Genomic DNA, 12,498 nt, shown 5'->3' with positions numbered 1-12,498 from the left:
TTGTTTCCGGAACCCTCTATGCCACATGCTGCCTCGGTTCATCACCTTGCTTCTCCCAAGAGGAAACACCAAGCTGGATATAGCAATCTGTCCCAGACAGGAACCATTACCCTAAGGCAACTGGGTGTACACTACCGCCTAGTGGAAGCACTCAGGGATATCAACTGTGAGATCAAACCAGGACGATTAACCGGAATTATTGGTCCGAATGGTGCAGGGAAAAGTACTCTGATCAAAGCCATGCTGGGGTTAATTCCCACTGCCACGGGCTTTGCTATGTATCAGGGAAAACCGTTGATAGAACAGTTAGAAAATGTGGCTTATATGCCACAGCGGACGCAAATTGACTGGACTTATCCCGCAACTATCTGGGATGTTGTGCTAATGGGTAGAGTCCGGAAAACAGGATGGTTTCGTCGCTTTTCCACGGTATCCCGGCGGATCGCAGCGGATGCCATTGAACAAGTTGGCATGAGTGATTACCGCAATCGTCCGATTGGACAGCTATCGGGAGGACAGCAGCAGCGGGTTTTTCTCGCTAAAGCATTAGCTGAACAAGCAGATATATTCTGTTTTGATGAACCGATGGCTGGTATTGACAAAAAAACTGAAGCTGTAATTTTTACTATCCTCCATCAACTCGCCGATGCCGGAAAAATTGTGCTAGTCGTTCACCATGATTTGGGAGAAGCGATGACTCATTTTGATGATTTGATTTTGTTGAATCGGGAGTTAATTGCTAGTGGCTGTAGGCAAGAGGTATTGAGTGCAGCTAATATGCAACAGGCTTATGGTGGTCAAGTCGTTTTTTGGTTAGATCCAGTTGCTGTAAAGTGAAAGAAGGCAAAAGGGAAAAGGCAAAAGGCAAAAGCTGATTTCTGATAGCACAAAAAAATCTTCCCATCGCTCTTTTCTACTGTTCCCTGTTCCCTGTTCCCTGTTCTCTGTTCCCTGTTCCCTTTTACCATCAATCTTATGTTGACATCTCACCTGAAAATGTTATATGTTAGAGGTTTTAATTGAGCCGTTGCAGTATGGGTTTATGCAGCGATCGCTAATTACTGCGGTGTTAGTGGGTATCGTTTGTGCCGCAGTTGGTAGCTACCTAATGGTACAGCGACTTGCCTTACTCGGAGATGCTATCAGTCATTCTGTACTACCAGGATTAGCGATCGCATTTATGATCGGTGCTGACATTTTTGTAGGAGCCTTTATTGCTGGGGTGGTTAGCACTGTGGTGATTACTTGGATCCGGACGCGATCGCAAATTAAAGAAGATGCCGCCATGGGGATTGTATTTTCCGCTTTCTTTGCCCTCGGTATCACCTTAATTACGGTAATGGAGAAAGATAACAAAATTGACCTCAATCACTTCCTATTCGGCAATATTCTGAGTGTAACCAATGAAGAAGTAATCAATACAGCCATTATCACCGCCATTGTACTATCAATCATTCTCCTGCTGTACAAAGAATTAATGTATTATACCTTTGACCCCTTAGGGGCAAAAGCAGCAGGTTTACCAACCAACTTGCTGAACTTTGGTCTAATGATCTTGATTGCCTTGACCATTGTCGCTAGCCTCAAAGGAGTTGGAGTGATTTTGGTGCTAGCGATGTTAATCACACCAGGAGCAACAGCTTACTTATTAGTCAATCGGTTGCACCAGATGATGATTTTGGGTTCAGCCCTTGGGGTAATAGCTAGTATTACTGGTATGTACCTGAGTTATTTTTTTAATCTGCCTTCTGGACCAGCAATTGTTTTAGTAGCTTTTGGTTTATTTATGCTGGCATTTTTATTTAGTCCCAGTCAGGGAGTGTTAACTCATCCGAATACTCAGTTAGGACAATCACAAATTTGGCAGGAAATTAAGAGGTTGTGGCGTTGATATAGCATTTTTATTTCAGTTGTGAACATAGTCCCCTTTTAGAAAGGCAAGAGGCAAGAGGCAAGAGATAATAAAGTATATAATAATTTTTGGGAATGGAAAGAACTGTCATCTTTTTTTACCATTTATTTGGAAATGCTATATCTGGTATGGGATTGTGCTTCGCGCACGGGCAAAAAGGAAGGCAGAAGGAAAGGAGTAAGGTTGAATCGGAGATGTTTTTTTATCACTAATTATCCTGACATCTTATCATTCATTGGTGAGAATACCAAGAAGGGAAAGAGGGGGAAGATCACCGAAGTTTTAATTCTAAGATCTTCCTCACCTCCTCTAACAAGAATTCTGCAAAAAAATGATTCTATGCTCCGGCAAGCTTTGCTCCACCGGAAACTTGCAGAAAAACCCTAGACAAAGATCTCAGAGAGATTGTCGACAAACACCTCAGAGAAATTGTCGATGAGAGTGCTAGCTTGAGTCCAACTCACCACAGCCAAGAGATCTCCGCCCCTCGAGATTTCAGCACCATTATCACCATCAATGATGCTGAGCTGATTAGGATTGGCAAGATCAAAGATAGTTAGACCAAGCTGGAAGTTGTTGATAGTATCAAAGCCATTGCCGCTTTCGAGGAAAATTACATCCTCACCACCTCCTAGCCACAGGGTGTCGTTACCACTGCCACTAACAATCAAATCATTGCCAGAGCCAGAATAGATGATGTCATCACCAGCACCACCAAAGATTCGATTATTCCCCTCACTACCGAAGATGGTATCGTTACCGTTACCACCGCTAAGAATCACCTCCTGCTGTGAACCACCGTAAATCAAGTCATTACCATTATCGCCAAAAAGGGAATTAACGCTCTCACTACCAGCGATCGTGTCATCACCATTACCACCGAAAATCACATCCTGCCGTGAACCACCGTCGATGCGATCATTACCATCACCGCCGGAAATAAAATTAATTCCCTCACTACCAGTGATGGTGTCATTGCCAGCCAAACCGTCAATGCAATCGTTTTCGACAGTGCCGAACAGGGTATTATTGCCTGGTGTTCCCGTGATATTATTGAAAAAACTCATTGATGTTTGCTCCGTAATTAATGAATCGTTAGTTGCTATGTAACCCACTCCTCAGCTGTATCTGAAGTTATATCTGAGGTTGTGTCTGAGGCTGTATCTGAAAACTGCTGTAAGTAGCTGGGAATAAATAAACGTTAAAACTAAAAATCCGAAAATAAAGCTGGAAGCCTTTATTCAAGTGGTTTTCAGGATTTTCAATTTCAATCGCTATTTTACGGATAATTAAACCCACCTACTTACTTAGTTTTTAGCCTTGAATAATTAATCAAGTTAAATGTTCCTTTTTCTACAAAAGGGCAGATTTTTGTAATGTTCTTTAACAAAAGCCCTGGGCAGACCAACCCTGATCAAAAATGCGCCTGAGTTAACTCAGACGCACTATGCTAATTAAATAATGATTTTATGCTCTGGTAAGCTTTGCTTTATTGCACGCTTGCAGAAAAACCCTAGACAAACACCTGATCCAGATTGTCTATGAGAGTGCTAGCTTGAGTCGAACTCACCACAGCCAAGAGGTCTCCGCCGCTTGAGATTTGGGCACCATTATAACCATCAACGATGCTGAGCTGGTTAGGATTGGCAACATCAAAGGTAGTTAGACCAAGCTGGAAGTTTTTGATAGTATCAAAGCCATCCCCGGTGTTGAGGACAATTCGATCCTCACCACCCCCTAGAGAAATGGTGTCGTAACCACTGCCACTATTAATGAAATCATTGCCAGAGCCAGAATAGATCATGTCATTACCAGAACCACCATAGATTCTGTTATTACCTTCAGCTCCTCTGAGGGTATCGTTACCGCTACCACCGTAAATCAGATCCGGCTGTGAACCACCCTCGATCAGGTCATTACCATTACCGCCGTAAAGGGTATTAACTCCCTCAGCTCCTCTGATGGTATCGTTACCGTTACCACCGCGAATGAAATCCCGCTGTGAACCACCAAAGATTTGGTCATTGCCATCACCGCCGAAAAGGGAATTAATTCCCTCACTGCCAAAGATGCTGTCATTGCCAGCTAAACCGTAAATCCGATCGTTTCCGACAGTGCCAAACAGGTTATCATCACCTGCTGTTCCTGTGATACTATTAATAGAATTCATTGATGTTTCCTCCTTAATTAGGAATCGTCAGTTGTTATGTAACCCACACCTCGGTTGTATCTGAAGTTACATCTGAGGTGTTGTCTGAGGCTGTATCTAAAAACTGCTGTGTTTTTCAGCCTCTAATGGTTAATCAAATTAAATCGGGTCTTTTTCTACAAAAGGTCCGATTTTTGTAATATTCCTTAACAAAAGTCCTGGGCAGACCAACCCTGATCAAAAATGCGCCTGAGTTCACTCAGACGCACTATGCTCATCAAATCATGATTTGATCCTCCAGCAAGCTTTGCTTTACCGGAGCTTTACAGAAAAACCCTAGACAAACACCTGATCCAGATTGTCTATGAGAGTGCTAGCTTGAGTCGAACTCACCACAGCCAAGAGGTCTCCGCCGCTTGAGATTTGGGCACCATTATAACCATCAACGATGCTGAGCTGGTTAGGATTGGCAACATCAAAGGTAGTTAGACCAAGCTGGAAGTTTTTGATAGTATCAAAGCCATCCCCGGTGTTGAGGACAATTCGATCCTCACCACCCCCTAGAGAAATGGTGTCGTAACCACTGCCACTATTAATGAAATCATTGCCAGAGCCAGAATAGATCATGTCATTACCAGAACCACCATAGATTCTGTTATTACCTTCAGCTCCTCTGAGGGTATCGTTACCGCTACCACCGTAAATCAGATCCGGCTGTGAACCACCCTCGATCAGGTCATTACCATTACCGCCGTAAAGGGTATTAACTCCCTCAGCTCCTCTGATGGTATCGTTACCGTTACCACCGCGAATGAAATCCCGCTGTGAACCACCAAAGATTTGGTCATTGCCATCACCGCCGAAAAGGGAATTAATTCCCTCACTGCCAAAGATGCTGTCATTGCCAGCTAAACCGTAAATCCGATCGTTTCCGACAGTGCCAAACAGGTTATCATCACCTGCTGTTCCTGTGATACTATTAATAGAATTCATTGATGTTTCCTCCTTAATTAGGAATCGTCAGTTGTTATGTAACCCACACCTCGGTTGTATCTGAAGTTACATCTGAGGTGTTGTCTGAGGCTGTATCTAAAAACTGCTGTGTTTTTCAGCCTCTAATGGTTAATCAAATTAAATCGGGTCTTTTTCTACAAAAGGTCCGATTTTTGTAATATTCCTTAACAAAAGTCCTGGGCAGACCAACCCTGATCAAAAATGCGCCTGAGTTCACTCAGACGCACTATGCTCATCAAGTAATGATTTTATGCTCCGGCAAATTTTGCTCTACCGGAGGCTTGCAGAAAAACCCTAGACAAACACCATGTCGAGATTGTCGATGAGAGTGCTAGCTTGAGTCCAACTAACCACAGCCAGGAGGTCTCCGCCGCGCGAGATTTCAGAACCATTAGCACCATCCACGATGCTCAGCTGATCACTATCGCCAGCATCAAAGATAGTTAGACCAAGCTGGAAGTTTTTGATAGTATCAAAGCCATTGCCGCTTTGGAGGACAATTAGATCATCACCACCCCCTAGCCACAGGGTGTCGTCACCACTGCCACTATTAATCAAATCATTGCCAGAGCCAGAATAGATAATGTCATCACCAGAACCACCAAAGATTTCATTATTCCCCTCACTGGCGAAGATGGTATCGTTACCGCTACCACCGCGAATCACATCCAGCTTTGAACCACCGTAGATCACGTCATTACCATCACCGCCGAGAAGGGTATTAATTCCCTCACTACCAAAAATTGTGTCATTGCCAGCCAAACCCTCAATCTGATCGTTTTCGACACTGCCGAACAGGCTATCATTGCCTGATGTTCCTAAAATAAGATTGTCGTCAATATCTAAGTTAATGTTGAGATCAATCAAGCCTGTGTTGGAAGAAAAGCCATCAACAGCAATTTGGTAGGTTGTACCAGCGCTAACAGTAAATACAACTTCACTTTGTAAACCAAAGGTGTCATCATCACTGGCAATCTCTGTTAAGCTGTTAAGTGCTGAACCGGTGTAGACTGCTAGACTAGTGTCGTAGTTACTCCCAAAAGTGTCAATAGTGACTGTACCATCACCGGGAGCTGTCCAAGACCACCAGGCAGAATTTAACGGGCTGCTAATGCCTGCATGATCGGGCTCACCTGACTCCCCAGTGAAACCCACGTTAGTGCCTGTGGTACTAACTGATGTACGCTTTAAGAATATCCGGTCTGCAAAGTTATCATTAGAAACCATCAATGTTTGCTCCGTAATTAATAAATTCTAAGTTGTTATATAATGCACACCTGGGTAGTATCTGAGGCTGTATCTGAAAACTGGTGTGATTTTCAGCCTTTAATAATTAATCAAGTTAAAATTGCCCTTTTTCTGAAAAAAAAAATTTTTTGTAATAGTTATTAATAAAATATGTGGGTATAAAAAACCTCATTAAAAATGCGCCTGATTTCACTCAGACCCACCAAATTAGGTTACCCCTTAACTATAAGGATAGCGCTATCAAAGACGCTATATATGCATTTTTTTTACCTTTGTTAGAGTTTAATTTAAATTTTACCGAATCTTCATTTTACCTTTCCGGTTTTTCATGAATGGGCAAGTAAATAGGCTCAGGGGGTGACAAGCGCTCTTTAAAATCTTACAGGGGTTAGGTTTTAGGGGTTAGGTGAAGCGTGAAGAATGTCCGTGCGGGTATGGATTGATTAAAACTATCATTGACGAAGTATGCGTGAAAATTGCTTCAATTGCTGGCAAATACAAATGACTCATCGCACTCATTTTACCCAATACCTAAAACCTAACACCTAACACCTATCTAGGTTTGAGCTTTTTTGTCACCCCGTGAACTTTCAATGTGTAAGCAATTTTGCCTAGGTACTTAGTTTTGAATTAGGAAACGGCAAAGTCAGTTATTTTACGGCGTTCTAAGGTTTTAAAGGCAAGGACAATTTGTTGAGGTGAAATGCCTAGTTTTACCAGTTCGTTGGCGACTCCTTCTTCTGTGCCGTCTTGTTGAAGCCAAATTTTTTCGTTAATGATATCAATGTGAATCAAACTGCCGTAAATTCTTTGATTTTTGTGCCAACCTATTTCCATGAGGAGATAGTGATCTTTATTTTCGTCAATGATTAATTGAAGGTCGCTTTCGGGGTCATTTCCTAAAAATTCAACGTAGTCTTGTAAGACTTTGATAATGGCTTGTTTTAGATTAGTTTTGTTTAAGGTATCCATGTAATAAGCTCCTCTTGATTGACGTCAAAGGTAAAAATGCGAATGATTTTATCTTCGATTAAAACTTGTCCTGCTTCTTCTTCAAACACTGATGATATCACATCTTCTGGAACAGCTAAATAGAGTTTTCTTTCGGGTTCGTAGCGTACCAGTAGGTGTTCATACAAAACAAATTGACCCACTGCTTCCTCTAAATCTTTCATTTCTGATGCACTGCGGAAACTTTTGATTTCAACAGCAATTTTCTGGACACCTTTTTCCGCCGCAATGAGTCGTTCTGCCCCTAAGTCAATATATAAATTCTTTTTTCTAGTGAGTTTTAAACGATAGGGATCGTGGGTGATTGTCCAACCGTCTTTTTGAAGGGCATTGCGTACACTATCATGATAGTAGTCACGAACTGGCATGGTTATTAATTTAATAATTAATTAATTTTTTGATCTTAATTGACTCTGACCATTACCGTTATGATTCGGGTATTCTTAAGTTAGCAAAAAGTGATTATCCAAGGGTCAACAAGATTATTCATAGATGCTATGATGAATATCAAGCTTATTTTCAGAAGTGCTCCTATTTACTAAACCATTAGCACCAGGGCTGAGGGTATTTAACCTGACTTGATATTATTCATGATGTCGCTTTTTCCCCCAAAGTACACCTGATATTATATCTTTATTTATCGTGTTACGGCGGTTTGCATAACTATCAGGTACACAGGATTGTTTTCCCTCTTCCTTCTTCCCTCTTTCCTGCTCCCTGCTCCCTGCTCCCTGCTCCCTGCTCCCTAAAAACCTAGGAACTTTGTCCCTAACTGAATTGCAAACCGCTGTAAATTTTACATCTCAAATACAAACGCTAAATCAAATTTTTACCGAATCTTTATTTTCCATTTCCGGTGTTTCATGAATGGGCAAGTAAATAGGTGATGCTTGCCAAGCTGGCACCAGCCATGACGATATTTTTTAAATAGCTTAAATAGCGTTTTGAGTAACTGGTACTTAGTAATAGTAAGAAATAGATATCTAGGTATACACGAGAATAATCTAAATAATAACCCAAGATAGTCATGCTAGTCATTGAAAATAGCACAGCATAAATAATGGCACTGATTAGGATAACTTTGTTTTCTCGTAGGGATTGACTGGCTAGCAGTATAGTAACTAAAAAAGCTGCTATTAATAAGGCAAACGAATAAGCTTCAAACAGGTTTTTTCCCCCTAGTCCTCCTGTGAGACTATTAATCAGCTTTTGACCTATGCCAAATAGGGGGTAGCCAAAATTTTCACTACCTTCTAGATTCTCTTGAACTTCTAGACGATAGAAAACATAGATAGCCCACCCAGCTACTGGTATCCAAGCCCATAATAGATGTTGCAGCTGCCGACCTTTGCGCTCCCATATACTAGTTAATAAAATTGCCAACCACATTAATAGCATTGTCTCCCGTGTCAGACAAGCAGCTGCGATGGCTATTGCTGTGTAAATCGGTTTTTCATTGCGATAAAAATAGATAGCTGTTACGAGCAGCAAGCTACTAATTAAATCAGCTGTTGAAAGGGATAAAACCATCCAAACTCCTGGTATAGAAAGAACCAGGAGTGAGTGCCAAGTTCTACCACTATATCGTTTGAAATATAAACTACTCACAAATACTATGAGAATAATAGCTAGACAGTTAATCCCAACCATTGCGTAGGGAATTAGCTGGGGATTCCCAAAACCTAATAGATAACCTAGCAGTGGATACAGAATTCTTCTGTAGCGATATTGCGGAGGAGTAATGGCTTCTATTGTTCCTGAGTTTTCTAACCATGGATCGAGGGCAATAGTGAGAAACTGTTGACCATCATATCCCTGCTCTCCCTGATAAATCAATACTTGATCACTATTGAGATAAGGAGAAATAGGGAATAGTGATCCAATTCTGAAAAAGCCAGTAATGTTCCCTTCAAATTTTACAAAATAAAAGAAACTTACTATAACTAATACTAAAACAGCAGCCAATATTGTGTACCTAATCTCAATCGGCTGCCGATTCCATAATTGTTTCATGACCTACACTTGTTTTATGAGCTAACCCGCTCTTCCCTATCATCCTGTAAGCATTCAGCCGTCAGCTATCAGTTATCAGCTTATGTGCTACGCACACGCTACGCGAACAGCTAATGCGCTACGCGCACGCTACTTGAGATGCTAAAGGTCTGTGGCCACGCTAAGCGAACAGTTTATGCCCATAGCTTAGGCTACTAATGGTGCTTTTGAATAAAATAAGCTGACGGCTGACGGCTGTTCGCGTAGCGTGGCCAAAGGCCTTTAGCTGAATGCTTACAATTCGCAAAAAGTAAAAATGCGCCTGGTTAATTCCAGACGCAGGTAATCTTTGCAGCTGATGATAAAAAAAATTAAATAAAATGAAATTAACCGAGTGCTTCAGCACCACCCACAACTTCCAGAATTTCCTGGGTAATTGCGGCTTGCCGTGCCTTGTTGTAGGTTAGGGTTAGTTTACCAGTCAGTTCCGATGCATTATCACTAGCATTACTCATTGCTGTCATCCGACAAGCCAGTTCACTAGCTGCTGACTCTTGTAATGCCCGTAGTAACTGGTTGTTTAGATATAAAGGCAACAGGGCATCCAGGATTTGGACGGGGTCTTGTTCAAAGATCATGTCACGGGGGAAAGTCTCGGTAGTTGTCCTTGTGACTAACTCCCGCTCTACCTTGAACTCACCACCTTTAGTTGTTAATCTGAAGATTTCATCATCCTGTGATTCTAGTCCCTTAGCTGTTAGGGGTAGCAGAGTTTGAACCGCAGGTCTAGAACTAATCAATGAGACGAATTTGGTGTATATCAACTCCACCCGGTCTACGGTTTCAGACAGAAACAGGGAGAGGAGTTGGTCAGCAATCATAGATGCTTCTGATGCGGTGGGAATCTGTTCTAAACCGGTGTACTTGGCATCAATTGGCTGGTCGCGGCGTTCGAAGTACTGAATAGCTTTGCGTCCAACTAGCACGTATTTGTAGCCAACCCCTTTTTCCTGTAGTTCCTTTGCACGGTTTTCTGCACGCTTGATAACGTTAGTATTGTAACCGCCACATAGTCCTCTATCCCCTGAAACGACGAGCAAGCCTACATTCTTGATTTCCCGTTCTTTTAGTAGGGGGAGATTGGCATCTTCAAACTGCATCCGGTTTTGCAAACCGTAGAGAACTTGTGTTAAGCGGTCAGCAAAGGGACGGGTGGCAGTTACCTGTTGTTGAGCACGACGTACCTTAGCCGCAGCCACAAGGCGCATCGCTTCGGTGATTTTTCGGGTATTTTTGACTGACTTAATGCGATCGCGAATATCTTTTAGATTAGGCATAATCTGTTCAAGGATGAAGGATGAAGGTTGTCTCGGGTTGAAGGTTGTCTGGTTGAAGGTTGTCTCGGGTTGAAGGTTGTCTCGGGTTGAAGGTTGTCTGGTTGTTCGCCTTTGGCGTTCGGTGTAGGCTAGGTTGACTGTGTTTTAGAGAACCTGCAACCTACTAACCTGCAACGGAAACTAACCTGCAACCTGCAACGGAAACTAACCTGCAACCGAAACTAATCTTTAACCTGTTAAGCGGAGACTAGGAAGGTCTGTTTGTATTCTGCGATCGCTTCCTTTAGAATGCTTTCGGCTTCATCAGTGAGCTTCTTCTCCTTTTTGATGATCTCAACGTACTCTGGCTTGCTGGTTTTCAAGTACTCCCGCAGTCCCTGAGTAAAAGTTGTCACCTTATCAGTAGGCACATCATCTAGATAGCCATTGAGTCCAGCGTAAACGATTGCCACTTGCTCAAACACAGCTAGGGGGGAATTCTGAGGTTGCTTCAACACTTCCCGTAAACGCTGACCCCGAGCCAACTGAGCTTGGGTAGCGGCATCCAAGTCGGAGGCAAACTGAGCAAAAGCTTGCAAGTCGTCAAACTGGGCTAGTTCTAGCTTCAACTTACCAGCCACTTTCTTCATTGCCTTGGTTTGGGCAGCAGAACCTACCCGTGACACTGAGATACCAGGGTTAATCGCTGGTCTGACACCAGAGTTGAATAGGTCAGAGGAGAGGAAGATTTGACCATCGGTAATAGAAATTACATTAGTCGGGATGTAAGCTGATACGTCACCAGCCTGAGTTTCAATAATAGGCAGTGCAGTCATACTACCACCACCCAGTTCATCATTCAGTTTAGCTGCCCGTTCCAACAACCGGGAGTGGACGTAGAACACATCTCCTGGATAAGCTTCCCGTCCTGGTGGACGGCGCAGCAGTAGGGACATCTGGCGATAGGCTTGAGCTTGCTTAGACAAGTCATCATAAATCACTAGGGTTGCCTTACCGTTGTACATAAAGTACTCGGCAATCGAGGCACCAGTGTAGGGAGCCAAGAACTGTAGAGTAGCTGGGTCATTGGCGTTCGCTGCCACGATCACAGTGTAGTCTAATGCTCCTTTTTCCTGGAGGGTATTCACCACTTGGGCTACCGTAGATGCCTTCTGACCAATAGCAACATAGACACAAATTACATCTTCCTGTTTCTGGTTGATGATTGTGTCTACAGCAATAGCAGTTTTCCCGGTTTGTCGGTCACCGATAATCAACTCCCGCTGACCGCGTCCAACGGGAATCATAGCGTCAATAGCGGTGATTCCCGTTTGCATGGGTTCACAAACTGAACGCCGCGCAATAATCCCTGGGGCCATGGATTCCACCAGACGGGATTCAGTGCTTTGAATGTCCCCCTTACCATCAATGGGACGACCCAAGCCATCAACTACCCGACCAATCAGTGCCTCTCCGACGGGTACCTGAGCAATTTTACCAGTAGCAGTAACCGAGCTACCTTCCTGGATATTTAAACCATCCCCCATCAGCACTGCACCCACATTGTCCTGTTCTAAGTTCTGGGCAATGCCAACGGTGCCATCTTCAAACTCCAGCAGTTCCCCAGCCATGCACTTTTCCAAGCCATAAATCCGGGCAATACCATCACCAACTTGCAAAACCGTTCCAACGTTGGAAACGGCAAAACCTTGGTTATATCCTTGAATTTGCTGCCGAATAATGCTGCTAATTTCGTCTGGTCTAATGCTAATCATGATGTGTTTTTATCGTTAACTAACTAATTGTTTACTGTTAACTATTAACTGTTGACTGTTGACTGTTGACTGTTCAAGGTT

11 protein-coding genes are annotated in these 12,498 nt (G+C 42.9%); 2 read left to right on the top strand and 9 right to left on the bottom strand.

The features are described 5' to 3' along the window. Positions 1 to 18: 18 nt before the first annotated feature. Positions 19 to 837 (top strand): metal ABC transporter ATP-binding protein, encoded by an 819-nt coding sequence (locus BJP37_RS09355; RefSeq protein ID WP_143727539.1) that lies wholly within the window; start codon positions 19 to 21, stop codon positions 835 to 837. Between the two features lie 166 nt (positions 838 to 1,003). After that, positions 1,004 to 1,891, top strand: coding sequence for a metal ABC transporter permease (locus BJP37_RS09350; protein WP_075898246.1), 888 nt, complete (start codon positions 1,004 to 1,006; stop codon positions 1,889 to 1,891). Between the two features lie 404 nt (positions 1,892 to 2,295). Here BJP37_RS09350 and BJP37_RS09340 read toward each other — a convergent pair whose 3' ends face one another. The 9 genes from BJP37_RS09340 to atpA form a co-directional block, all read right to left on the bottom strand. After that, positions 2,296 to 2,979: a calcium-binding protein gene (locus tag BJP37_RS09340; RefSeq protein ID WP_143727538.1), complete on the bottom strand. Its 684-nt coding sequence runs from the start codon at positions 2,977 to 2,979 to the stop codon at positions 2,296 to 2,298. Between the two features lie 446 nt (positions 2,980 to 3,425). Continuing rightward, positions 3,426 to 4,082 (bottom strand): calcium-binding protein, encoded by a 657-nt coding sequence (locus BJP37_RS09330; protein WP_075898238.1) that lies wholly within the window; start codon positions 4,080 to 4,082, stop codon positions 3,426 to 3,428. Positions 4,083 to 4,397: 315 nt separating this feature from the next. Beyond that, positions 4,398 to 5,054: a calcium-binding protein gene (locus tag BJP37_RS09325; protein WP_075898238.1), complete on the bottom strand. Its 657-nt coding sequence runs from the start codon at positions 5,052 to 5,054 to the stop codon at positions 4,398 to 4,400. A gap of 315 nt (positions 5,055 to 5,369) precedes the next feature. Next, on the bottom strand, positions 5,370 to 6,302 hold the full coding sequence (locus BJP37_RS09320; RefSeq protein WP_075898236.1) for a calcium-binding protein: 933 nt from the start codon (positions 6,300 to 6,302) through the stop codon (positions 5,370 to 5,372). A gap of 651 nt (positions 6,303 to 6,953) precedes the next feature. After that, positions 6,954 to 7,295: a XisI protein gene (locus BJP37_RS09315; protein WP_008181118.1), complete on the bottom strand. Its 342-nt coding sequence runs from the start codon at positions 7,293 to 7,295 to the stop codon at positions 6,954 to 6,956. Beyond that, positions 7,283 to 7,702 carry a XisH family protein gene (locus tag BJP37_RS09310; protein WP_075898234.1) on the bottom strand — a complete coding sequence of 140 codons (420 nt, stop codon included), beginning with the start codon at positions 7,700 to 7,702 and terminating at the stop codon, positions 7,283 to 7,285. Before BJP37_RS09310 ends, BJP37_RS09315 begins: the two co-directional genes overlap by 13 nt. A gap of 493 nt (positions 7,703 to 8,195) precedes the next feature. Then, a complete protein-coding gene (locus BJP37_RS09305; protein ID WP_075898232.1) occupies positions 8,196 to 9,347 on the bottom strand; it encodes an AZOBR_p60025 family cell surface glycopolymer formation protein in 1,152 nt (383 codons plus the stop codon). Between the two features lie 365 nt (positions 9,348 to 9,712). Beyond that, on the bottom strand, positions 9,713 to 10,663 hold the full coding sequence (locus tag BJP37_RS09300) for a F0F1 ATP synthase subunit gamma (RefSeq protein ID WP_075898230.1): 951 nt from the start codon (positions 10,661 to 10,663) through the stop codon (positions 9,713 to 9,715). A gap of 236 nt (positions 10,664 to 10,899) precedes the next feature. Continuing rightward, positions 10,900 to 12,417, bottom strand: a complete 1,518-nt coding sequence (gene atpA / locus BJP37_RS09295; RefSeq protein ID WP_075898228.1) for a F0F1 ATP synthase subunit alpha — start codon at positions 12,415 to 12,417, stop codon at positions 10,900 to 10,902. Positions 12,418 to 12,498 lie beyond the last annotated feature (81 nt).

The sequence above is a fragment of the Moorena bouillonii PNG genome (assembly GCF_001942495.1).
GTDB lineage: Bacteria > Cyanobacteriota > Cyanobacteriia > Cyanobacteriales > Coleofasciculaceae > Moorena > Moorena bouillonii.
This window is presented reverse-complemented; position numbering and strand designations above follow the sequence as displayed.